The sequence below is a fragment of the Thiohalobacter sp. COW1 genome (genome assembly GCF_016629505.1).
Taxonomy (GTDB): domain Bacteria; phylum Pseudomonadota; class Gammaproteobacteria; order Thiohalobacterales; family Thiohalobacteraceae; genus Thiohalobacter; species Thiohalobacter thiocyanaticus_A.
Genome location: NZ_AP024239.1, coordinates 949,831 through 973,524 on the forward strand (window position 1 = coordinate 949,831; position 23,694 = coordinate 973,524).

The 23,694-nt window shown below is 64.4% G+C and carries 19 protein-coding genes; 9 read left to right on the plus strand and 10 right to left on the minus strand.

Going from position 1 to position 23,694, the window contains the following annotated elements; translation table 11 throughout:
* Nucleotides 1–36: 36 nt before the first annotated feature.
* Nucleotides 37–1,047 carry a hypothetical protein gene (locus COW1_RS04455; protein WP_201345558.1) on the minus strand — a complete coding sequence of 337 codons (1,011 nt, stop codon included), beginning with the start codon at nt 1,045–1,047 and terminating at the stop codon, nt 37–39.
* A gap of 774 nt (nt 1,048–1,821) precedes the next feature.
* Between COW1_RS04455 and COW1_RS04460 the strand changes: the two genes are divergently transcribed.
* From COW1_RS04460 to COW1_RS04470, 3 genes are all read left to right on the plus strand, one after another.
* Nucleotides 1,822–3,171 carry an FAD-dependent oxidoreductase gene (locus COW1_RS04460; protein WP_201345559.1) on the plus strand — a complete coding sequence of 450 codons (1,350 nt, stop codon included), beginning with the start codon at nt 1,822–1,824 and terminating at the stop codon, nt 3,169–3,171.
* Nucleotides 3,158–3,721, plus strand: coding sequence for a murein L,D-transpeptidase family protein (locus COW1_RS04465; protein ID WP_201345560.1), 564 nt, complete (start codon nt 3,158–3,160; stop codon nt 3,719–3,721). Before COW1_RS04460 ends, COW1_RS04465 begins: the two co-directional genes overlap by 14 nt.
* Nucleotides 3,722–3,808: 87 nt before the next feature.
* On the plus strand, nt 3,809–4,090 hold the full coding sequence (locus COW1_RS04470) for an Lpp/OprI family alanine-zipper lipoprotein (RefSeq protein WP_201345561.1): 282 nt from the start codon (nt 3,809–3,811) through the stop codon (nt 4,088–4,090).
* A gap of 39 nt (nt 4,091–4,129) precedes the next feature.
* On the opposite strand, the gene COW1_RS04475 is transcribed toward COW1_RS04470, so the two are convergent.
* The 6 genes from COW1_RS04475 to smc all read right to left on the minus strand — a co-directional run bounded on the left by COW1_RS04475 (nt 4,130) and on the right by smc (nt 14,336).
* Entirely contained in the window at nt 4,130–5,047 is a 918-nt protein-coding gene (locus COW1_RS04475; RefSeq protein WP_201345562.1) for a L,D-transpeptidase family protein, read from the minus strand.
* 44 nt (nt 5,048–5,091) lie between these two features.
* Nucleotides 5,092–5,424 (minus strand): PilZ domain-containing protein, encoded by a 333-nt coding sequence (locus tag COW1_RS04480; protein WP_096366279.1) that lies wholly within the window; start codon nt 5,422–5,424, stop codon nt 5,092–5,094.
* Nucleotides 5,425–5,446: 22 nt separating this feature from the next.
* Complete coding sequence (locus COW1_RS04485; protein ID WP_201345563.1) at nt 5,447–7,801, minus strand: DUF1631 family protein; 2,355 nt, start codon at nt 7,799–7,801, stop codon at nt 5,447–5,449.
* 224 nt (nt 7,802–8,025) lie between these two features.
* A complete protein-coding gene (gene ligA / locus COW1_RS04490; RefSeq protein WP_201345564.1) occupies nt 8,026–10,059 on the minus strand; it encodes an NAD-dependent DNA ligase LigA in 2,034 nt (677 codons plus the stop codon).
* Complete coding sequence (gene zipA / locus COW1_RS04495; protein WP_201345565.1) at nt 10,056–10,811, minus strand: cell division protein ZipA; 756 nt, start codon at nt 10,809–10,811, stop codon at nt 10,056–10,058. Before zipA ends, ligA begins: the two co-directional genes overlap by 4 nt.
* 18 nt (nt 10,812–10,829) lie before the next feature.
* Nucleotides 10,830–14,336 carry a chromosome segregation protein SMC gene (smc, locus tag COW1_RS04500; protein WP_201345566.1) on the minus strand — a complete coding sequence of 1,169 codons (3,507 nt, stop codon included), beginning with the start codon at nt 14,334–14,336 and terminating at the stop codon, nt 10,830–10,832.
* 232 nt (nt 14,337–14,568) lie between these two features.
* Here smc and queF point away from each other — a divergent pair, with 232 nt between their 5' ends.
* From queF to cysZ, 3 genes are read left to right on the plus strand one after another with little or no spacing between them, the layout of a single operon-like run.
* Nucleotides 14,569–14,958: a preQ(1) synthase gene (gene queF / locus COW1_RS04505; RefSeq protein ID WP_096366274.1), complete on the plus strand. Its 390-nt coding sequence runs from the start codon at nt 14,569–14,571 to the stop codon at nt 14,956–14,958.
* A 4-nt stretch (nt 14,959–14,962) separates the two neighbouring features.
* Nucleotides 14,963–16,228: an FGGY-family carbohydrate kinase gene (locus COW1_RS04510; RefSeq protein WP_096366273.1), complete on the plus strand. Its 1,266-nt coding sequence runs from the start codon at nt 14,963–14,965 to the stop codon at nt 16,226–16,228.
* A gap of 13 nt (nt 16,229–16,241) precedes the next feature.
* Entirely contained in the window at nt 16,242–16,985 is a 744-nt protein-coding gene (gene cysZ, locus COW1_RS04515) for a sulfate transporter CysZ (protein ID WP_096366272.1), read from the plus strand.
* Between the two features lie 85 nt (nt 16,986–17,070).
* Here cysZ and COW1_RS04520 read toward each other — a convergent pair whose 3' ends face one another.
* Complete coding sequence (locus COW1_RS04520; protein ID WP_370590899.1) at nt 17,071–18,240, minus strand: pyridoxal phosphate-dependent aminotransferase; 1,170 nt, start codon at nt 18,238–18,240, stop codon at nt 17,071–17,073.
* Nucleotides 18,237–19,031 carry an HAD-IA family hydrolase gene (locus COW1_RS04525; protein ID WP_096366270.1) on the minus strand — a complete coding sequence of 265 codons (795 nt, stop codon included), beginning with the start codon at nt 19,029–19,031 and terminating at the stop codon, nt 18,237–18,239. Before COW1_RS04525 ends, COW1_RS04520 begins: the two co-directional genes overlap by 4 nt.
* A gap of 217 nt (nt 19,032–19,248) precedes the next feature.
* Here COW1_RS04525 and dksA point away from each other — a divergent pair, with 217 nt between their 5' ends.
* Nucleotides 19,249–19,950 carry an RNA polymerase-binding protein DksA gene (gene dksA / locus COW1_RS04530; RefSeq protein ID WP_096366269.1) on the plus strand — a complete coding sequence of 234 codons (702 nt, stop codon included), beginning with the start codon at nt 19,249–19,251 and terminating at the stop codon, nt 19,948–19,950.
* A gap of 115 nt (nt 19,951–20,065) precedes the next feature.
* On the plus strand, nt 20,066–20,974 hold the full coding sequence (gene gluQRS, locus COW1_RS04535) for a tRNA glutamyl-Q(34) synthetase GluQRS (protein WP_096366268.1): 909 nt from the start codon (nt 20,066–20,068) through the stop codon (nt 20,972–20,974).
* A gap of 28 nt (nt 20,975–21,002) precedes the next feature.
* On the opposite strand, the gene COW1_RS04540 is transcribed toward gluQRS, so the two are convergent.
* A complete protein-coding gene (locus tag COW1_RS04540) occupies nt 21,003–21,476 on the minus strand; it encodes a DsrE family protein (protein ID WP_096366267.1) in 474 nt (157 codons plus the stop codon).
* Nucleotides 21,477–21,730: 254 nt separating this feature from the next.
* Between COW1_RS04540 and acs the strand changes: the two genes are divergently transcribed.
* Entirely contained in the window at nt 21,731–23,668 is a 1,938-nt protein-coding gene (gene acs, locus COW1_RS04545; RefSeq protein WP_096366266.1) for an acetate--CoA ligase, read from the plus strand.
* Nucleotides 23,669–23,694 lie beyond the last annotated feature (26 nt).

A 23,694-nucleotide genomic window follows, 5' to 3' on the forward strand; every position in this document is an offset into this window, starting at 1 on the left:
CCACATCTAGGCATCTGCACCCATAAATAGCCCGGGTTATAGCTTGACTTCCATTGTCGGCGTCAGTTCTGGCATCAGACTTCCATCGATGTCATAGAACTCTCCACCAATAAATTGTATTGCATCCTGCCAATTCGATTCAGTAATTGGCGTTTTTGTATTGGTTCTATCCCACATGACGCTGATCTCAAGACTGCTTAGCAAGCTACGCCCATTAATAATCCCGGATGCACTGTCGTTTACATTGAAACCGTGAGGATTGATGATTATTGCTTTGATTAAAGTCGTTCCATCCCCCTGGTTTATATGAATGGAACTCAGCTGGATATTGGGGTCAGGACTTGTTGCAACCACTCGTGGAGACTTACCATCAAAGCTATTGATCGTGAATCTTTCTGTGACATAGCTAAAGGTGAAACTCGCACCGCCTATCAGAGTGCTTGGAGTCCCAGAAACACTTACTTGCAACTGCGGCTGTGGCTCGAGGCTATTCAGTGGCGCTGGAAAAGTATTCCATTCTTGATTCATCGGATTGGGTGTTCCCGTGCCTGACAGAATCTCGATCGGGATATTACTCAAGTCGCCGTCATTGTATATGGTCTCAGGATTAGCGGGATTAAGTTCTGGCGAACTGACGCTTAGGCTGGCGGTTCCGATAGCAAGTGGTGGAAGTGATCCGTTCTCTGGGTCGACAAGATCAATGACTGCCATCCAGACACCCTGATGCGGGCGAACGTATTGATCCCAAGTAAAGAAAGGAGAGCCGGAACGGAAACTGTAGGCACTTGTCGGATCGCTGTAGAGGCGGAATAAATTACGCAGCTTGACCGGGTAGGTGTTGCCAGAGGTATCGGTGATCGTTACGTTGATCGCGCTTTTATCTAATATCGAAACCATCGCGTTGCTGCGGGTGCCTCCCAAAGAAATTACGACTGTATCGCCTGAACGAGCGTAATTCGATAGGGGTTGCATACTGGCACAACCGTTAAGGAAGGATATCAGAAGTAACCATATCCAAGCATATGGAACACTAACACTGGTATTCATACCGGATTCCCCATCCACTTTCCGTTAACGCATAATGAGCCACTAGGAAGACTAATGGTCTCCGGCGCCACTGCAAGAAATCTGATGCGTTGTAGATATAAGCCGACTGCGTCGCTTGATCCTTTACTACAGGGAGGGCAATAAACAGAATAATGGCAGGCTAATTGGTAAGAAAATAGCCGGTTAGCCGTAGCTTGGCGGACAGGCCACTGAATACACATCCATGTAGACATACGTTTGGCTCCATTTTTATTATTTCGTAATAGCGCGGACCGTTTTTTTCATCGGCGCTACATTATTTTGTTATGTTAATTTCTAGCAACTTTAATATTGAATGTCAATACATGTTATATGACTCCATTAAGCTCAATAATGATATAAATTTATTCATAGAATATTAATATTCATTGAAATTTCAGTATCCGAGCGATGTAAGCATAGTAGAATTGGCCGATTAATATAGGGCATCAGTCTGACTTATTGAAGAAAATTATTATCAATTAAGGCACCCCAGAAATGGGAAACAACGCAGGCCAAAGCAATCTGTACTTAACATCCAAAATTCGAAAATATAGTGGAGAAATATCCTGGTTACGCCGGAGATAGTTCGGTAGGGATCATTCGCTGTGAAACCTGGTGGCAGGATAGCGTTGCTCCGAATTGACCGCATCCGGTCATATCCATTCTTCTGTTAAGCACAGCGTGTATGATGCACGGTAAAATTCCGCTACCATTGGCGGTCGAAGCATTTCTTGACCACAGGATTTTCCCGGCATGCCTACCACCCAGTACGACTTGCTCATCATCGGCGCCGGCATCTCCGGCACCGCGCTGCTGTACCTGGCGGCCCGCTACAGCGATATCGAGCGCATCGGCATCCTGGAGAAGTACGCCGCCCCGGCGCAGGTCAACACCCTGTCCAGCAACAACAGCCAGACCCTGCACTGCGGCGACATCGAGACCAACTACAGCCTGGACAAGGCGCTCAAGGTGCAGCAGGCCGCGCGCAAGCTGGCCAACTACTGCCTGCGCCAGCCGGACCGCGAGCATCTGATCTTCAAGTATCCCAAGATGGTGCTGGGCGTCGGCGAGACCGAGTGTGCGGCGCTGCGCAAGCGCTTCGACAGCCTCAGCCCGCACTATCCCGCGCTGCGGCTGCTGGAGAAGCAGGACATCGCCCGCATCGAACCGGCGGTGGCCACCGGGGCCGACGGGCACCTGCGTCCGGAACCGCTGCTGGCGCTGGGCTCGACCGATGAATACACGGCGGTGGATTTCGGCGCCGTATCGCGTTCCTTCCTGCGCCAGGCCCAGGCCGTGCCCGGCAAGCAGGTGGATGTGCATTACAACGAGCCGGTCACGCAGATCGTCATCGAAGACAACGGCCTGCGGGTGGACAGCGGCCAGGCCTGCTACCGCACCCGCGCGCTGGTGGTCTGTGCCGGCGGCCACAGCCTCAAGCTGGCCCAGGACCTGGGCTATGGGCTGGAGTATTCCTGCCTGCCGGTGGCCGGCAGCTATTACTTCACCCCCCAGATCCTCAACGGCAAGGTCTATACCGTGCAGAACGACAAGCTGCCCTTTGCCGCCATCCACGGCGATCCCGACGTCATGGTGCCGGGCAAGACCCGCTTCGGCCCCACCGCGCTGATCCTGCCCATCCTGGAGCGCTACAACTACCGCACCCTGCCGGATTTCCTGCGGGTGCTGCGCTTCGACCGCCGGGTGGCGCAGGTGCTGTGGGATCTGCTCAAGGTGCGCGATATCCGCCACTACATGGCCAAGAACCTGCTGTTCGAGGTGCCGGTGCTGCGCAAGGGGCTGTTCCTGCGCGACGTGCGCAAGATCGTCCCGGCTCTGCGCTATGGCGATCTCAGCTTTGCCCGCCGTTTCGGCGGCATCCGCCCGCAGCTGATCGACAAGCCCAACGCGAAGCTGTTGATGGGCGAGGCCAAGATCGACACCGGCCGGGGCGCGATCTTCAACATGACGCCCTCGCCCGGCGGCACCTCCTGCCTGGACAATGCCGAGAAGGACCTGCGCAGCCTGGCGGACTTTCTGGGGGCGGCGATCGACGACGCGGCCCTGGCCGCCGAACTGGATGCCCCGGGTGAGCCGGCTTAGGCGCTGCTGCGCGGGGCTGCTCTGCCTGCTGCTGTCCGGCCCGGCCGCGGCCGAAGCGCCGGAGCGGCCGCCGGTCTGGCTGCGGGTGGATACCGGCCGGCTGGAACTCCACGTGATGCGCAACGGTGAGCGGCTGCGCACCTATGACAATATCGCCATCGGCCGTTACGGCACCACCAGGGCCAAGCGCGGCGGCGACGGCATGACCCCGCTGGGCGAGTTCCGCATCGTACGCATCGCCCCGCGCACCGACTTCCACCGCTTCTACGGCCTGGATTATCCCAACCTCGCCCATGCCCGCGCCGGGCTGCAGGCGGGCCGCATCACGGCGACGCAGTTCGAGCGCATCCGCCAGGCCCTGCACCGGGGCATCGAGCCGCCGCAGCATACGGCCCTGGGCGGTTACATCGGTATTCACGGGCTGGGGGATGGCGACCCTGCGGTGCATGCCGATTTCAACTGGACCGAGGGCTGCATCGCCCTGACCAACGAGCAGGTGGATGATCTGGCTCAATGGATCGACAAAGGCGTGAGGGTGGTCATTGAATAGCCACGGGGCTTGGATATACTGCGATGTGAGACCCGTTCACCAAAGAAGGTTTCTTTCACCCACCCCTCGTCACAGGGAGACGCGACAATGAAACAGACAACACGAACCGGCGCCATCCTGCTCCTCGGCGCCTTCGCCCTCGGCGGCTGCGCCAGCACCGGCGAAATCGATCAGCTGCGTTCCGATATCGAACGGGCGCAGAGTACCGCGGACGCCGCCGCCGCCGAGGCCGCCGCGGCCCGGAGCGATGCGGCCGCCGCCCGCACCCTGGCCGAAGAGGCCCAGGACGACGCGGCCGCCGCCAAGGCCAGGGCCGAGGAGACCGACGCCAAGATCGACCGCATGTTCAAGAAGTCCATGTACAAGTAAGACGAACCGCCGCCCTGCCGACCTGCGCAGGGCGGCGCCTCATTCCGGGAGCGAGACCGCGACCGGATAGCCGCTCGGATTCTCCACCGCCTGTTTGATCCGCCTGCCGCTCAGGCGCACCGGCGGGCGCCCCTCAGTCGCCGCTTCGATGGCATCCAGGGCGATGGACAGCAGCTGATCACGCCCGGGCCGATCCTCCTCCAGCGGGGGATGCACCTCCAGGTACAGGGTTCCCAGCAGCCACCCCGCCTTCACCGTCTGGTTGACGATTCGCACCGGCGTGCCGACCGGCACCTGCTCGTACAGGACGGCAACATCCTCCGGGTACATGCGGATACAGCCGTGCGTGACCCGCATACCGATGCCCCAGGGCTTGTTGGTGCCGTGGATGAGATAGCCCGGCACGCTCAGGCGCAGCGCATGCTGGCCGAGCGGGTTGTCGGGCCCCGCCGGCACCACCTCCGGCAGGGGCTCGCCGCGGGCCGCGGCCTCCTCGCGGATCGAAGCGGGCGGATACCAGGCCGGATCGGTCTGTTTGCGGATGATCTTCCAGCTGCCCAGCGGGGTGTTCCAGTCCATGCGCCCGACGCTGACCGGCCAGGTCCGCACTACCCGCCTTTCACCGCCGGCTGCCGGTGGATAATAGTAAAGGCGCATTTCGGGCACATTCAGTACCAGCCCTTCGCGCTCGCCGGCCGGCAGGATGAAACGGGTCGGCAGGGTAACCGCAGTGCCGTCTCCCGGCAGCCAGCGCTCCACGCCGGGATTGGCCAGCAGGATCTCGTCATGGCCGAGTTGATGTCGGCGGGCGATATCCAGGAGGGTATCCTCATGGACAGCCTCGATCACCTGGACCCGCCCGACCAGATCCACGTCCCGGGGCGGCAGGGGGAAATCCTGAGCGTGCCCCAACAGCGGCGACAGCAGGAACAGGGAAAACAGCAGGAAGCCTTTCATATCCGACAGCATAGCGCGAACATGCCTGCGCACGCGCATGCATTTCAGAGTTCGTCCAGATAGCGTTCCAGACTGGCGCTGTGGCCGGGCTCGATATCGATGATCCGCAGTCCGGCCCACCAGGCGCCCGGTTGTTCCGAGGCCTGGCACCAGAGGGATTCCACCCCGAGGCGCAGGGGTTCCCCGCTCCGGGCGGCAGCGCCGAGTTCCAGTTCGCACTGGTAGACGGCATTGGCCGGCAGCGGCTGCTCGCAGAAGATCATCATGCCGCTGGTCGAGAGGTTCAGCAGGGTGCCGAGTTCCTGGCCGGTATTCAGGTCACGGACCCGGACCCCGGCGGGAACGGCCTTGCGGGCATGTTGGCGTTTCTCTTCCATTAACGGCTCCGTCAGCCAGATTTCATCGATTGGTCGGGTTCTTATCGGCGATCCAGGACAGGACCGTATCCATGACCCGGTCGACGAAGGCCCGGGTGTCCTGCTGCACGATCCGGGCGGTGTCCGCGGCCAACCGCCGCGCCAACTGGTCGCGCGAATACTCGGCGGCCTTCACCCCCATGGGATCGACGAACAGGTAGCGTTTGCTGAGCTTGCTGTACCAGGCCAGACGCAGTCGCCGCGGCCGGCTGTCCGGTTCGATGAACTGGAACCAGGTGCCGTAATCGATCTGCTCCAGGTGCTCGGCATGGGTCTGTTCCAGGGCCGAGAGCCGGGTTTCGGGCGAGTCCGTCCCGGCCTGCTCGGGCAGGGTGAGATCCAGCACCTCCAGCCGGACCGGCGTGGTTGCGGGAGCGGCCTGGGGATCGCAGGCCGCCTCCTGCCAGGCCTGGATGCGTTTCATCAGTTCCGGCGTATCCTTGCGCCCGTATTCGCTCAGTTCACCCAGCGAGTCGCGGATCGCCGTCTGCATTCGCGGCAGCCGTGCCCGACGGCGTTCGCACTCGGCCTCGGATTCGGGAGGTTCGATACTGTCGACGATATCCTGCAGCACCCGGGTGGCCAGCTTCCAGGCCGGGTTGGCCTCGCCGTCATGCTCGCGCAGGAGGATGAACATCAGCTTCTCCGCCCAGACCTGGGTCAGATGAACGGCGGCCTCCTCGGGCAGATGGCGTTCGGCGACGATGCGGGCGATCTCGGCGTGCGCGCGCCGCCGTGCCTGCCCCAGCCGCTCCTGGCCGTTGGCCGCCTCCACGGCGCGGCTCTCGATGATCCCGGTCTTGTGTTCGAGTTCCTCGATGTGCGAACCAAGCCCCTGCTCCAGGTCCTGGAACAGCTGTGGGTCCTGCGCGTAGTCCTGCATGATCCGCTCCACGGTTTCGCGCAGGCAGGGAAAGATACCGCGCTGCAGATCATCTTCGACCACCCAGTGGGCGCCGGCATCGACCATCCGGTCCAGCAGCCGCCGCGCCGGATGCTCGTTGCGCATGAAGAAAGCCTTGTCCAGCAGTCCGATCTTGAGATAAGGCGTGTGCAGCCGACTGAGCAGCGCCTTGACCGCATTGGGTAGACGCTCCTCGGCCAGCATGCGCTCGAACAGCAGTCCGACCAGGTCGATGATGTCGGCGTCCTCGGGATCCAGCGCCGCCTGGTCCACTGCGCTTTCGATCTGGCGCCGCTCGGTGTCGATGACCGTCTGCAGATGGCCGAGCAGATCGGCATCCACTTCCAGGTTGGTGATCAGCTGGTCCAGATCCTGGGCCGCGCCACCCCCCTCGGCATAGGTCTCCTGGATGCTCTGGGCCGACTGCACGATGCGGCGGCGGCTGGATTCGCGCTGTTCCGGCGGCAGCTGCCGGCTGTCCGGTTCTGCCTCGCCGCGATGCGAGGCCACGCCACGGCGCAGATCGGTGAGCAGATCCAGTTCCTCATCGGAAAGCATCGCATTGCCCGTGCCGCCGCCGGACCCGCCGTGACCGGCCGACCCGCGGCTGGCAGGTGGGTGCATGCTCTCCTCGCCGGCGGCACCCGCCGGGGCGTCCACCACCGAGAAACCGCTGTCGGCGCCGCGGCCACCCTGCGCCTCGCTGGCTGCGGGCGGCGCTGTCGGCCGCGCCTGTCGGGCATCATGATGCTTGCGGATCTCGTAGCGCAGGTTGGGCAGGATGCCGGCGCCGACCAGCCGCCGGTTGTATTCCTCGTAATAGGCCTGCAGTTCGCGGATGACATGGCGGTCATAGAGTGCGAACAGGATCAGCAGGACGGGTTTTTCCATCTCGATATCCTGCAGCGCGTCGGCAAAGGCCTGGGCCAGCTGCACCGGTCCGCCGGGCTGGACCGGCTCCGCCACCCGGTCACCGCCATTGACGACGGCCAGGCGCTGGTCGAGGCCGTAGAGGGCATCGGCATAGGCGGCATTGGCCTTGGCGACGAGGTTCCTGACCGGCAGTTCGTATTCGATGGCCTGCTTGTCCACCAGTGCCAGCTGCTGCATCTTCAGGCCGGCCAGGCCGCTGCCGCCGGTGGCCGGCAACCGTCCCTGGATGAAATTCTCGAAGCCGGCATCGACCGCCTGCAGGTAGCGCTCGGCGAGCCGGTCCTGGTTACGCTTGACCAGGTTCATGGTGTCGAAATACTGCAGCTGCTTCTGGTTGTCACCGGCCTTGTCGGCGGCTTCCAGCAATGCGATTTCCGCCTGCTCGAGCAGGGCGTGGATGAGCGGCGCGAGATGCGAGCGGGTCATGCGCCGGCAGCTTTCCATCAGCTTGCCGAACTTGCCGCCGAGCGGAGTGGTGCGCCCCTGTGCTGTACTTGTCATTATTCGTCCGGTTCCATTCATGCGTGGCGGGCATCCCGGCCCTGATCGTCATCCTACATATTATGCGCCCCCGGCCCTGGCGGGCCAATGGCAGGATCATCCGGGGGGTGCAACGGGTTCCGGGCCCGGGCAGAGGCCGGAGGCTGCCAGCGGCCGGGGAGCGATCCGCACGGCACGAACCGCCGCTGCCCCTTCGCGTGCGGAGATGCGCAGGCGCGGTGTGCTCACCTGCCCTGTTCCAGTTCCTCCAGCCGTTTCAGGAAGGCGGCCTCAGCCAGCACCTCGACCCCCAACTGCTCGGCCTTCGTGAGTTTGGAGCCCGCCTCGCTGCCGGCGACGACATAGTCGGTTTTCTTCGACACGCTGCCGGTCACCTTCGCGCCCAGCGCCTCCAGCCGCTCCTTCGCCTGGTCACGGGTCATGGACTCGAGCGCGCCGGTCAACACCCAGGTCTGCCCCTTGATCGGCAGTTCTGCCCGGCGCTTGATCTTCTGCGCCGGCGGTTCGATCCCGTGGCGGCGCAGTTTGTCGATCACCTGGCGGTTATGCTTCTGGTTGAAGAAGGTGGCGATCTCGCGCGCCACCACCGGGCCGACATCCGGCACCTCCTGCAGTGCCGCTTCGTCGGCCTCCATCAAGCCATCCAGACTGCCGAAGTGCGCGGCCAGGCCCTTGGCGGTGGCTTCTCCGACCTCTGGGATACCCAGTGCATGGATGAAGCGCGGCAACGAGACCGTCTTGCTCCTGTCCAGGGCCTGGATCAGGTTCTGCGCCGACTTCTCGGCCATGCGATCCAGGCCGGCGAGCTGCGCCTGTGTAAGCGCATACAGATCGGCGGCATCCTGCACCAGGTCGCGCTCGACCAGCTGCTCGATCAGTTTGTCGCCCAGGCCGTCGATGTCCATGGCGCGGCGCGAGGCGAAGTGGATCAGTCCGGCCTTGCGCTGGGCCGGGCAATGCAGTCCGCCACTGCAGCGCAGGGCGGCGGCGCCCTCGTCGCGCACCACATCGGAGTGACACACAGGGCATCGCTTCGGCAGGCTGATGCGCTTCGCACCCCTGGGGCGTCTGGCCTTGACCACGGCAACCACCTGCGGAATCACGTCACCGGCGCGACGCACCACCACGGTATCGCCCAGGCGGATATCCTTGCGCTCGATCTCGTCCGGGTTGTGCAGGGTGGCGTTGGTGACCGTCACCCCGCCGACGAATACCGGCTCCAGCCGCGCCACCGGCGTCAGTACGCCGGTGCGCCCGACCTGCCATTCCACCTCGCGCAGCACAGTGTTGACCTCCTGGGCCGGGAACTTGCGGGCAATGGCCCAGCGCGGGGCGCGGGAAACGAAACCGAGCCGTTCCTGCAGGTCGCGGCGATCGACCTTGAACACGACGCCGTCGATATCGAAGTCCAGGGATTCGCGCCGGCGCTCCATATCCTGATAGTACTCGTGACAGCCATCCAGCCCCTTGACCCGGCGGATCTCGGGATAGATGCGCTGACCCCAGGCCTTCAGCTGCTCCAGCACATCGATGTGGCGGTCGGGCAGTTCGGCACCCTCGACCCGTCCGGCGCCATAGCAGAAGAATTCCAGCGGCCGCTTCGCCGTGACCTTCGGATCGAGCTGGCGCAGGCTGCCGGCCGCGGCATTGCGGGGGTTGACGAAGGTCTTGCCGCCTTCCCGTTCCGCCGCTTCGTTGAGCCGCCTGAAGCCGGCGTGGGTCATGTAGACCTCGCCCCGTACCTCCAGGCGTTCCGGATAATCCCTGCCGACCAGCTTCAGGGGGATGGAGGCGATGGTGCGCACGTTGGCGGTGATGTCCTCGCCGGTGGCGCCGTCGCCGCGGGTCGCGCCGCGCACCAGACGGCCCTTTTCGTACAGCAGGCTCACGGCCAGCCCGTCCAGCTTGGGCTCGGCGGCGTATTCGATCGCCTCCTCGGTTTTCAGGCGCTCATGGATGCGGCGATCGAAGTCCTCGAGTTCCTGGTCGGAGAAGGCGTTGTCCAACGACAGCATGGGCAGTTCGTGGCGCACCGTGCCGAAGGCGGCCACCGGTTCGGCGCCGACCCGCTGGGTGGGCGAATCCGCGGTGACCAGTTCGGGGTGTTCGGACTCCAGTTCCTGCAGTTCGCGCAGGAGAGCGTCGTATTCGGCGTCAGAGATCTCGGGGGCGTCGAGGGCATAGTAGAGATAGTTGTGGTGACGAATCTGCTCGCGCAGCCGCTCGACCCGTTCCCGCAGCTTGTTCGAGGCGCTCATCGGCCGGCGTGCTTGAGTTTCTGCCGGCGCTCGAACTCGGCCACCTCCTCGCGCAGGTTGTCGATGCGCTGGCGACTCAGGGGACTGCGGGTCTCGTCGCGCAACTCGCCGCCGAGGATGTCGGCAAGCCTGTGCGCAGTGTCGTCCAGGTCGTCAAAGGCCTTGAGCGAATCGATGGGGGCCGGCAGCTGCAGGAACAGGCTCAGGCCCGGGGTGGTGAAGTGCCCCAGCGCGGCGGGATCGAAGGTGCCGGGCTCGGTGAGATTGGCGATGCTGAACACCGGTCGGCGGAAGCTGCCGGGCGCCATGCGGTGATAGATCTGCATGTCGCCGTACTCCAGCCCCAGTTCGGTGAAGGCGCGGTCCATGTCGTTGCCGCTGAAGGGCTCGCCGCGCGGGGCAATGAGATAGAAGACGATGATCTTCTCCACCGCGTCGGGCGGGTGCGCCGGTGCCGCCGGGCCGCCCTGACGTTCTTCCTTGATGGCCGCGCTCAGTTCCTCCAGTTCCTGGTCGATCGCATCCGGCCAGGCCCGGGGTTCCGACTCCGCCGGGGGCGGCTCGACCTGGCTGAAGGTTTCGGATTCCAGCGCGGAATCGCCGCCGATATCGAAATCACCGGGTTCCGGCTGGGTGTCGGGTTCGACCCGGGGCTCGACCCGCGGCGGCCAGGCGGGGCGACGCGACCAGAGGTAGACGCCTCCGATCACCAGCACTCCCACCCCCAGCAGTATCCAGCGCAAGGATTCCATGCACTACCCCTTCCGGACTCACATGGCCGCCATCTGCGCGGCCTCGTCGATGTCGACCGCCACCAGGCGCGAGACGCCCGGCTCGTTCATGGTCACGCCAATCAGCTGGTTCGACAACTCCATGGTGATCTTGTTGTGGGTGATGAAGATGAACTGCACCCGCTCGGCCATCTCCCGCACCATGTCGCAGAAGCGCCCGACATTGGCGTCGTCCAGCGGCGCATCCACCTCGTCGAGCATGCAGAAGGGCGAGGGGTTGAGTTCGAAGATGGCGAACACCAGCGCCACGGCGGTCAGCGCCTTCTCGCCGCCGGAGAGCAGGTGGATGGTGCTGTTGCGCTTGCCCGGCGGCCGGGCCATGACCGCCACACCGGTATCCAGCAGATCCTCGCCGGTCAATTCCAGGTAGGCGTGACCGCCGCCGAACAGGCGCGGGAACATGGCCTGCAGTCCGGTGTTGACCTTGTCGAAGGTCTCCTTGAACCGGGTGCGGGTCTCGCGGTCGATCTTGCGAATGGCATTCTCCAGCGTCTCCAGCGCATCGGTCAGATCCTTGTGCTGGGCATCCAGATACTCCTTGCGCTTGGACTGCTCCTCGAATTCCTCGATTGCCGCCAGGTTGATCGGCCCCAGCCGCTGGATGCGGGTCTCGAGCTTCTCCAGCTCGTCTGACCAGGCTTCGATGCTGGCCTGCTCCGACAACTCCTGCCTGAGGGTTTCCAGCTCGTAGCCGGTCTCGTTCAGTTGCTCCAGCAGGGTCTGGCTGCGGGTCTTGAGTTCCTGCCAGGCCATGCGCTGCTGGCCCAGTTCCTCGCGCAGGCGCTGGCTGTCCTGTTCCTTGCGCTGGCGGTTCTGCTCCCGGCTGCGCAGGTTGTGCTCGATCTCCTCCACGGAGCGGCGGGCGGCCTGCAGTTCCTTCTCCACCTCGCTGCGCTGCGCCAGCAGCCGTTCCAGTTCCTGCTCCTGCTCGCGCAGCGGCGCCTCGCCGGCGGCGATGGCCTGCTGCAGTTCCTCGGTGCGCTGGCGCAGGTGGGTCTGCTGGCCCTGCATGCGTTCCAGGTTCTCGCGGGTGCTCTTGAGCGCGGTGCGCATGGACTCGACCTGGATCGCCAGGCCATGGGCCTCGTCACGGTCGGTCTGGGCCTGCTGGCGCGCCGTCTGCAGGGCTTGGCGGTAACGCTCGCGGTCGGCCTCGCGCTGCTCGCGTTCGCGCGCCAGGGTATCCATCTGCGCCATGGCCTCGTGCAGGCGGCTGCGGGCCGAGCCGTGGGTGTCGGTGTCGTTCTGCTGCTGGCCGCGGATCTCGCCGGCTTCCTTGTCCAGGGCTTCGCGCCGATTGTGGATCTGTTCCTGGCGCGAGCGCTTGGAACTCAACTGGGCGCGCAGATCGCTGTGGGCGCGGTGCGCCTGGTTGACCCCGGTCTGCAGTTCGTCGCGCTGCTGTTCCAGGCCGTGCAGTTCGTCGCGGGCCTGCTGCAGAGCGGTCTGCTTGTGCTCTATTTCCTCAACCAGAGTCTCAAGAGTCTTTGACAGCTCATTGATTTCCTTTTCTCTTTCCAGGACACCCGCCTGGGCATCCTGATCCCGGCTCAGGCGCAGCCAGCGCGCGCCCAGCCAGATGCCGTCACGGGTGATGACCGACTGATCCGGACCAAGCTGCGAGCGCAGCGCCAGGGCCTCGGGGAGACTGTCCACGGCCTGCACCCCATCGAACAGGCCATCCAGGGCCCAGGGCGCACTGACCCTGGCCACCAGGGCCCGGTCACCGGCGGGCGCGGAGCCGGTGTTCACCGAGGTGTCGAACAGCGTCAGGGAACCTTCGCCCAATTCCTCCAGCGCCTGGGCCGGTCGGGCAAGGTCGTCCACGCACACGGCCTCCAGATAAGCCCCCAGCACCGTCTCGACCGCGCGCTCCCAGCCGGGCTCGACCTGCAGCTGCTCGGCCAGGCGTGGCGCCTCATGCAGGCCGCGCGACTCCAGCCAGGCCGCGACCGCACCGCCCTCCTTGCCCAGGGCCGCCTTCTGCAGCGCCTCCAGCGACACCAGCCGGCCGCGGGTCTCCTGCTGACGGCTGTGCAGGGATTCCAACTCCTGCTGACGACCTTGAAGTTGTTCTCTTAGCTCGTTGATTCGGCTGCGCGCTGAATCGAGTTCCGCTTGTTTCGTTTCGACCGCCCCGGCATGCTCCGCCTCTTGGCTCGAAATAGCATCAATTTCATGCTGTAACTGACTGTCATCAAGACGGTTTTTCTCTTCCTCAATCCGGGAAAGGCGCTGTTCGTACTGGGTCAGTTGGCGCTCCAGCTGATCGATGCGGGCGCGCTCCACCTGGGCCGTCTGCTGCGGCTCGGCGGCACGCTGGTTGAAGTCTTCCCACTCGGTCTGCCACTGCTGCATCGCCTGCTCGGCCTGCTGCAGTGCCTCGCGCGATGTCTCCGCCCTGGCCTGAAGCTGTTCCAGTACCGGCTGCTTTTCGGTGAGTTCGGCGTCCAACTCCTCCAGGCGCCTGCTGTCGACGCTGATGTGGGCCTCGACCTCGTTCCAGGCCTGCTCGGCCTTCTTCAGTTCCTCCTGCTGGCGCTGGCGGCTTTCCTTGCTGTGCTGGATGGCCTGTTCCAGCCGGGCGATCTCGGCACCCAGGCCATAATAGCGGCCCTGCACCTCGTTGAAGGTCTCGTTGGCCTCGACCAGGGCTTCACGCGATTTCTCGATCTCGGCCTCGATGTGACGCTGCTCGGCGACCACGCCTTCCAGGGCCGTCTCCTGCTCCTTGATGGCGCGCTCCTTGTCGGCGAATTCATGATGCAGGGCCGAGTACTTCAGCGTCAGCAGTTCCGCCCGCAGCCGGCGTTCCTGCTGCTTGAGCTCCTTGTAGCGTTCGGCGGTGCGCGCCTGGCGCTGCAGCTTATCCAGATATTTCTCAATTTCCTCACGCAAGTCATTGAGTCTATCCAGGTTTTCATGCGTATGCCGGATCCGGTTCTCGGTCTCGCGGCGGCGCTCCTTGTACTTGGAGATACCGGCGGCCTCTTCCAGGAAGATACGCAGTTCCTCCGGCTTGGCCTCGATCAGGCGCGAGATCATACCCTGTTCGATGATGGAGTAGCTGCGCGGCCCCAGGCCGGTGCCGAGGAAGATATCGGTGATGTCGCGACGCCGGCAGCGGGTGCCGTTGAGATAGTAGTTGGACTGGCCGTCGCGCGAGACCTGACGCTTGATCGAGATCTCGTTGTAGTGCGCGTACTGGCCGGTGACCTTGCCCTCGCTGTTGTCGAAGATCAGTTCGACGCTGGCATGCCCCACCGGCTTGCGGGCGTTGGAGCCGTTGAAGATGACATCCGCCATGGAGTCGCCGCGCAAATGCTTGGCCGAGGATTCGCCCATGACCCAGCGCACGGCGTCGATGGTGTTGGATTTGCCGCAGCCGTTGGGGCCGACGATGCCGACCAGGTTGGTCGGGATATGGATGGTGGTGGGGTCGACGAAGGACTTGAAACCGGCCAGTTTTATTTTGGTCAGACGCATCGGGGCAAGATACAGGATTCAGGATTCTGGATACAAGCTGACCCGGCACGGTCCGGGACTCCTTCCCGACGGTGGCGGCATCAGCACGGAATGGCGGGCAAACAGTCTGGAGCCCCGCCGCGCAAGTGCGGTATCCTACCACAATCGTCGGGGCCGGAACCGTGCACCGTCGAGCCCTGATCACCCCGGAGCCAGGCTCCGGCCACAGCAACCCGATTCCGTACCCCGACCCATGCCGTCCCAGCCCAGCAAAGACCTCGAAACCTTCGATAACCCACAGCCCGAACGCGACTACACCATCCGCATCCGGGTGCCCGAGTTCACCTGTCTGTGCCCCAAGACCGGCCAGCCGGACTTCGCCACCCTGGACCTGGAATACGTGCCCGAGCACAAATGCGTCGAGCTGAAATCACTCAAGCTCTATGTCTGGTCCTTCCGTGACGAGGGCGCCTTCCACGAGGCGGTGACCAATCGCATCCTCGACGATCTGGTGGCGGCCATCCAGCCGCGCTTCATGCGACTCACCGCCGAGTTCAACGTGCGCGGCGGCATCTATACCACCGTGGTGGCCGAATACCGCGCCGAGTACTGGCAGCCCGCCCCGCCCGTCAGCCTGCCCTGATCCGATGCCCCATGCCCTGGGCATCGACTTCGGCACCTCAGGTGTGCGCGCCTGCGCAATCGATTCTGATGGCAGCATCCTGGCCGAGGCGCGGACCGGCCTGCCCGCGCCGCAGCGCGCCGGCACGGCTGTGTCACAGGATCCCGGCCAGTGGTGGCAGGCCCTGGAGCGGGTACTCGATGAACTCGCGGCCCGCAGCGCCCTCGCGCGGGTCGAGCGGGTCGCCGTGGACGGCACCGCCGCCACCCTGCTGCTGTGCGCCCCCGACGGCACACCACTGACCCCGGCCCTGATGTACAACGATGCCCGTGCGGCCGACCCGCTGGCACACATCGCCGCCGCCGCACCGCCCGAGGCTCCGGTGCACAGCGCCAGTTCGAGCCTGGCCAAGCTGCTGTGGCTGCGTGAGCGGTATCCAGTGCAGGGAGCACGCGCCCTGCACCAGGCCGAGTGGATTGCAGGGCGGCTGAGCGGGCGTTTCGATCAGGGCGACGAGAACAACGCGCTGAAACTGGGCTACGATCCGGTGCGGCGGCGCTGGCCGGAATGGCTGCAGCGGCTGGGGTTGGACGCCGGGCTGCTGCCGGCGATCCAGCCCGCCGGGACGCCGCTGAGGCCGCTGCTGCCGGACCTGGCCCGACGCTGGGGATTTCCGACGGCGGCGACCATATGCGCCGGCACCACCGACAGCACGGCCGCCGTGATCGCCACCGGCGCCAGCCGTCCCGGCCAGGCAGTGACAGTGCTGGGCTCGACCCTTGTGCTCAAGGTGCTGTCCCCGCAGCCGGTATTCGCCCCGGACTATGGCATCTACAGCCACCGGCTGGGTCAACTCTGGCTGGCGGGCGGCGCGTCCAATGCCGGCGGCGCAGTGCTGCGGCAGCACTTCAGCGAAGCCGATCTGGCTGCATTGACCCCGCGCCTGCGACCCGATCGCCCCACCTGTCTCGAATACTATCCTCTCCCCGCCCCCGGCGAGCGTTTCCCCTGGAACGATCCCGGACGCATGCCCAAGCTGCATCCGCGGCCGACGTCGGATCTGAAATTCTTCCAGGGCATACTGGAAGGGCTGGCGCGCATCGAACGCAGCGGCTATCGGCGACTGCGCGACCTGGGCGCCCCCTGGCCGACGCAGGTGCTGAGCAGTGGCGGCGGGGCGGGCAATGCACCCTGGCGGGCCATCCGGGCGCGACTGCTGCAATGTCAGGTGAGCCTGGCCCCGCAGCAGGAGGCCGCCTACGGCAGTGCCCGGCTGGCACAGGGACTGTAAACGGAGCGACACCATGACCGACTTCCCCCGCGGCTTCGCCTTCATGCTCGAAGGCCTGCGCCTGATCCAGCGTCCGCGCCTGCGCCGCTTCGTGCTGGTGCCGCTGCTGGTCAATCTGCTGCTGTTCGCCGGACTGCTCTACGCGGCCTATGGCTGGTTTCAGCAGTTGATGGCAATGGTGACGGGCTGGCTGCCGGCCTGGCTGGACTGGCTGCAGTACCTGCTGTGGCCGCTGCTGGCCATCAGCGCCCTGTTGATCATCTTCTACAGCTTCACCCTGGTGGCCAACCTGATCGCCGCCCCCTTCAACGGCCTGCTGGCCGAGGCGGTGGAGAAGCACCTGACCGATCAGCCCCTGCCCGGTGGCGAGAGTTGGAAACAGTTGCTGAAGGAACTGCCGGCCACCCTGCTGGCGGAGGTGCAGAAGCTGCTGTATTTCGTGCTCTGGGCCATCCCGGTGGGGCTGACCTTCCTGATCCCCGGGCTCAACCTGTTCGCGCCCTTTCTGTGGGCCCTGTTCAGCGCCTGGATGCTGGCCCTGGAATACCTGGATCCGCCGCTCGGCAACCATGGCCTGCTGTTCAAGGCGCAGCGGGCGCGCGCCCGCGAGCGGCGACTGCTGACCCTCGGCTTCGGCACCGGGGCGATGCTGATGACCATGATCCCGGTGCTGAACTTCATCGCCATGCCGGCGGCGGTGGCGGGGGCGACGGCGTTGTGGGTGAAGGGGATGAAAGATCTGGATCAGGCGGAGTAGGATGGGTGGAGCGCAGCGCAACCCATCATCGCAGGGCCGGGCCAGGGACCATGATGGGTTGCGGCGCGAAGCGCCTCCACCCATCCTACGCCTGTCCGCAGAGAAACCGCCGCAGCCGCTCAACCCCCTCCTCCAGCGCCTCCAGCGAGGTGGTGTAGGCGAAGCGCACATGCTCACCGGCGCGGTGATCGCCGAAGTCGATCCCGGGCGTGAGGGCCACGCCGGCCTCCTCCAGCAGCCGCTGCGAGAATTCGAAGCTGTTCCCGGTCAATGCCCTGCAGTTGGCATAGAGATAGAAGGCACCTTCGGGGGTGACTGGAATATCGAAACCCAGTTCACGCAGCGCGGGCAGCAGGAAATCGCGCCGTTGTCGGAAGGTCTCCCGGCGCTGTTCCAGGATTGCCCGCGTCTCGGGTGAGAAGGCGGCGAGTGCGGCGTGCTGGGAGAGGGTCCCGGCCGCCAGAAACAGATTCTGCGCCAGTACGTCCAGGTCGGCGGCATAATCGGCCGGGACGACCAGCCAGCCCAGGCGCCAGCCGGTCATGCCGAAGAATTTGGAGAAACTGTTGATGACGAAGATGTCCTCGCCGAACGCGAGCGCGGTGATGTCCTCGGCGTCATAGGTCAGGCCCTGGTAGATCTCGTCCACGATCAGGGCCGCGCCGCGGTTCCGGCACAGTTCGGCCAGTTCCGCCAGGGCGGCACGCGACAGCAGCGTACCGGAAGGATTGGCCGGCGTGGCGACCAGCAGTGCGGCCGTGTCGGCGCGCCAATGTGCCGCAGCCAGTTCCGGGGTGAGCTGATAGCCATCGGCCGCCCCCACCGGCACCGCCCGCACCACGCCCTCGACCAGCCGCACCAGGTTGCGGTTGCAGGGATAACCGGGGTCGGAGAGCATCACGCCCATGCCCGGATCGACCAGCGCCGCCAATGCCAGTTGCAGCGCACCCGAGGCACCCGGCGTGATCAGGATGCGGTTCGGATCGACGTCGACGCCGTAGCGCTCGCGATAATACCCGCTCACTGCCTGCCGCAGCGTGGCCAGCCCGCGGGCGGGCGTATAGTGCACCCGTCCGCCCTCCAGGGCCTGACGCCCGGCTGCGACAATCGGCTGCGGCGTGGCGAAATCCGGCTCACCGATCTCCAGATGCACGATATTCCGACCGCTCGCCTCCAGTTCACGCGCTCGCTCCAGCAGGCGCATGACATGAAACGGGCGGATGTCCCCCAGGCGTGCGGCCCGCGGCGGCATCAGGGGGCCTCGGCGCGTCCCGGCGCAGCGCTCCGGCAGGCGCGGTGCAGTCGCCGCAGCAGGGCGACATCGACACAGTCGGCCTCGCCCGCCTCGCCTGCCAGCAGCCGGAACGGCTGACCGGGTTCGCCCAGCTGATCCACCACCAGGGCGGCGCCGCTGAAATCCTGCCCCCGGGTGTAATGGCTGACCGTGATCAGGGTGGGGATGTCGGCCGCCAGTGCCGAAATCAGGCCGTTGTGCGAGTCCTCCAGGGCCAGACAGGCCTGCGGGCTCAGTTGCATGGCCTCGAGGGTATAGTGATAGATATCCGGGGCGGGCTTCTTGCTGGGAACGATGCCACCCGCCGCGATCAACTCGAACCAGTCCTCCGCATCCGGTGCGAGACTCGCCTTGAGCAGAGCGATGACGTTATCCGGTGTGGTCGTGGTGGCGATGGCCAGCCGCAGTCCGGCGGCGCGGGCCTCCTCCAGCAGCCGCCGCACCCCGGGGCGCAGCGGCACCCCGCCCCCGGCAACACGTTCGGTATAGATGCGGGTCTTGGCCTTGTGCAGATCGGCGATCCAGGCATCCAGGTCGGCGGGCGGACTGAAGGCAGGCCGGTATTTCTCCAGGAAGAAACGGATACGCTCGCGCCCGCCGGTCACGCCCAGCAGATCACCATAGGTGGCCTGATCCCAGTGCCAGTCCAGTCCGGCCGCGGCGAACGCGGCGTTGAAGGCCTCACGGTGGACCTCCTCGGTCTCGGCCAGGGTTCCGTCCACATCAAACAGCAATGCCTGTAATTCCGTCATCGAATGGGCTTCTCCAGGATATGAAGGCGGCCAAGCTTACCCGAGCCGGGGCCGGTTTTCATCGTCACGGCCCTGCAGGCGGGAAAATCGCCCGTCTGCGGGCTTGACTCGGGCTCCCTGTATCCCGAAACTTACCCGCTTGTAGTTTTTCGCCGTGACGGTCCGTCGGCGTTGAACCGGGACAATCCGCAGTCACCGATCCATGTAGGAGAGCTGGATGGCTACCAAGAAAAAGGCCACCGCCAAGAAGAAGGCGGTTGCAAAGAAGGCAGCGAAAACCGCAGTCAAGAAAAAGGCCGCGCCCGCCAAGAAGGCCGCGGTGAAGAAAAAAGCAGCGGTCAAGAAAGCTGCCGCCGGGAAAACGGCTGCCAAAAAGAGCGCAGGCAAGAAGACGACGGCAAAGAAAGCCACGGTGAAGAAAAAGGCCGCGGTGAAGAAGGCTGCGGCGAAAAAACCGGCAGCCAGAAAGGCGCCCGCGGCAGACAAGGTCGGCGGCAAGGGTACCACGCTGATCGAAGAGATCGCGCCCTACCAGGAAGCGGCCGGCGAGGAGTACATGAACGAGGACCAGAAGTCGCACTTCCGCGACCTGCTCTGGGCCTGGAAACGTGAACTGATGGAAGAGGTCGACCGGACCGTGCATCACATGCAGGACGAGGCGGCCAACTTCCCCGACCCCAACGACCGTGCGACCCAGGAATCCGAGTTCAGTCTCGAGCTGCGCACCCGCGACCGCGAGCGCAAACTGATCAAGAAGATCGACGAGGCGCTGGACAAGCTGGATCATGACGAGTACGGCTACTGCGAATCCTGCGGCATCGAGATCGGCATCCGCCGACTGGAGGCCCGTCCCACTGCGACGCTGTGCATCGACTGCAAGACCCTCGACGAGATCCGCGAGAAGCACATGGGCAAATAGGTCCGCAGGCGCGTATGCTGGTTCCGGAATCGTCCCTGTTCCGTCCGGACAGGGACGGACCGGAGCGGCCCGGCGTCAGTTCCCTCCCTTCGCATGGGTTGGATAGAATCCCCCCATGAACCACATCCCCTATCGCGGCCGCTTCGCACCCTCTCCCACCGGGCCGCTGCATATCGGCTCCCTGATCGCCGCCATGGCGAGTTATCTGGATGCCCGCAGCCGGAGCGGACACTGGCTGGTGCGCATGGAGGACCTGGATCCGCCGCGCGAGATGCCGGGGGCGGCCGACAGCATCCTGCACACCCTTGACCGGTTCGGTTTCGAATGGGACGGGCCGGTCTGGTATCAGAGCCGGCGCAGCGAGGTCTATCAGGCGGAACTCGAGCGGCTGCTCGCCGGCGGGCAGGCCTTTCACTGCGGCTGCAGCCGACAGGACATCCTGCAGGACGCCCGTTTCGGTGCCGAGGGGCCGATCTATCCGGGAACCTGCCGCGAGGGCCTGCCGTCAGGCAAAAGGCCGCGGGCGGTGAGGCTGCGGGTTGCGGATGCGGAAATCGGCCTGCAGGACCGGCTGCAGGGGCGCATCTGCCAGAACCTCGGCCGGGAGTTGGGTGACTTCGTCATCCGCCGTGCCGATGGCCTGTTTGCCTACCAGCTCGCCGTGGTCATCGACGACGCCGACCAGGGCATTACCGATGTGGTGCGCGGCAGTGACCTGCTGGGCTCGACGCCGCGCCAGTGCTGGCTGCAGACCCAACTCGGCCTGCCGCGGCCCAACTACATGCACGTTCCCGTCGCGGTCAATGCCGCGGGTGACAAGCTGAGCAAACAGACCCATGCGCCGGGACTGGAGGACGCCGATCCCGTGGAAATGCTGTGGCGGGCCGCCGCCTTTCTGGAACTCAGCCCGCCTGAGCGGCTGCGGGCAGCGTCGCTGAGCAGTTTCTGGGACTGGGCCCTGAATCACTGGCAGGTGGACAGGCTCAGGGGAATCCTGACAAAGCCGGCGCCGGATCAGATCTGATCCGGGCGTCGGACCGGCAGCCCACCGCTCAGGGTTTGATATAGGTAAAACCCTGTTGCTGCAGATGTGATACCTCGGCCACGCCGCTGGGCACGATATCCTCTTCGTTGACGTAATGCAGATCGGCGGCAATATCCACGTTGCGTCCGCGCACGGTGTTGTTGCAGACGTTGAATTTCACCCCCTGGCCGCGCAACCCATCGATACGCGCTGCCATCTTCTGATCGGCGTTGCCGATTCTGAACTTTTCCAGCCGTTCGCCGGCTTCGGGGGTCAGCAGCAGACTCAGGCCATTGCCGTGCATCACGACACGCACATCCAGATTTTCAGCGCCAACCGCATTGATGTGGTTCTGGATATTGCGCATGGCAGCTGTCTGCAGCTTTGGATCATCATAATTGATGTGATAGACCACCTTCTGCTTTTCATAGTCCCCGGCCAGGCCTGCTGTGGAAAGCATCCCCAACAGGCCGGCCAGCACGGCGGCAATGATGTGTTTCATGATCTCGTTCCTCCTGACGCGGTGTAGATGAATCTGTTTTCGATGTTGCCGGCACTCCCTCACTAGAGATCCGGCAGCCGGTTTTTATTCCGGCTGCGTGTTCGCGTTGTCGTGCAGCCTCACCGCCATGACTCCACATGTACGGCCGCTCTGGGCTAGAATGGTGGCCTGCCCGTCGCGCGCGGGACTGGAAGCGGCCGCCGCGCCCTGATCAAGCGGCCGGCGCAGGCAACCCATCGGCACCAGGAGGCTCTATGTCGGATATCAAGGTCCATCCCGTTCCGGACGACTTCGCGGCCAACGCCCTGATCGACACGGCGCAGTACGACAGCATGTACCGCCGTTCGATCGAGGATCCCGAGGGCTTCTGGTCCGAACAGGCCGAACAGTTCCTGACCTGGTTCAAGCCCTGGGACAAGGTGTTGGAATGGGACTATCACCAGGCGCATATCCGCTGGTTCGAGGGCGGCAGGCTCAATGCCTGCTACAACTGCCTTGACCGCCACCTGGACAGCCGCGGCAACCAGACCGCCCTGATCTGGGAAGGCGACGATCCCGCCATGGACAAGACGCTGAGCTATCGCGAACTCCACACAGCCGTGTGCAGGTTCGCCAATGCGCTCAAATCGCGGGGAGTGAAAAAGGGCGACCGTGTCTGCATCTACATGCCCATGATCCCCGAGGCCTGCATCGCCATGCTCGCCTGTGCGCGCATCGGGGCGGTGCATTCGGTGGTCTTCGGCGGCTTCTCGCCGGAATCGCTCAAGGACCGCATTCTGGATTCGGACTGCCGGGTCGTTGTGACCGCCGACGAGGGTGTGCGCGGCGGGCGCCACGTGCCGCTCAAGGCCAACGCCGACAAGGCGCTCAACGCATGCCCCGATGTGCACACGGTATTCACCGTCAAGCGTACCGGCGGCAATGTGGACTGGCATCCGGAACGTGACGTCTGGTACCACGAGGAAGTGGCCGAGGCCTCCGCCGACTGTCCGGCCGAGGAAATGGATGCCGAGGATCCGCTGTTCATCCTCTATACCTCGGGTTCCACCGGCAAGCCCAAGGGCGTGCTTCATACCACCGGCGGCTACCTGCTCTATTGCGCCATCACCCACAAGTACACCTTCGATTACCATGACGGCGATATCTACTGGTGCACCGCCGATGTGGGGTGGATCACGGGCCATTCCTACATCGTCTACGGTCCGCTGGCCAATGGCGCCATCAGCCTCGTATTCGAAGGTGTTCCCACCTGGCCGGATGCCTCGCGTTTCTGGCAGGTGGTGGACAAGCACCGGGTCAACACCTTCTATACCGCGCCAACCGCCATCCGCGCCCTGATGCGCGAGGGCGAGGCGCCGGTGCAGGCAACTGAGCGCAGTTCGCTCAAGCTGCTCGGGACCGTGGGCGAACCCATCAACCCGGAGGCCTGGGAATGGTATTACAACGTGGTGGGCGACGGCCGCTGCCCGATCGTGGATACCTGGTGGCAGACCGAGACCGGCGGCCACATGATCACCTCCCTGCCCGGTGCCATCCCGATGAAACCCGGCTCGGCCACCCGCCCCTTCTTCGGCGTCGTGCCGGGTATCGTCGACAACGAGGGTAAACTGCTCGAAGGCGAATGTGAGGGCAGCCTGGTCATCACCCGCCCCTGGCCCGGCCAGATGCGCACCGTCTACGGTGACCACCAGCGCTTCATCGACACCTATTTCAAGGCCTTTCCGGGCTACTACTTCTCCGGCGACGGTGCCCGCCGCGACGCCGACGGCGACTACTGGATCACCGGCCGGGTGGACGATGTGCTCAATGTCTCTGGCCACCGGCTGGGCACAGCCGAGGTGGAAAGCGCACTGGTGCTGCACAAGGCGGTAGCCGAGGCCGCGGTGGTCGGTTATCCCCACGATGTCAAGGGTCAGGGCATCTACGCCTATGTCACCCTGGTCAAGGATATCGAGCCCAGTGACGAACTGCGTCAGGAACTGGTGGACCTGGTCCGCGAGGAAATCGGCCCCATCGCCAAGCCTGATGTCATTCAATGGGCGCCGGCCCTGCCCAAGACCCGTTCGGGCAAGATCATGCGCCGCATCCTGCGCAAGATCGCCGCCAATGAACTGGACACGCTGGGGGATACCTCCACCCTGGCCGATCCGGGCGTGGTCGACGAGTTGACCGCAAACCGCGCCAATCAGTAGCTGACAGATCAACCACCCGGAAAGGG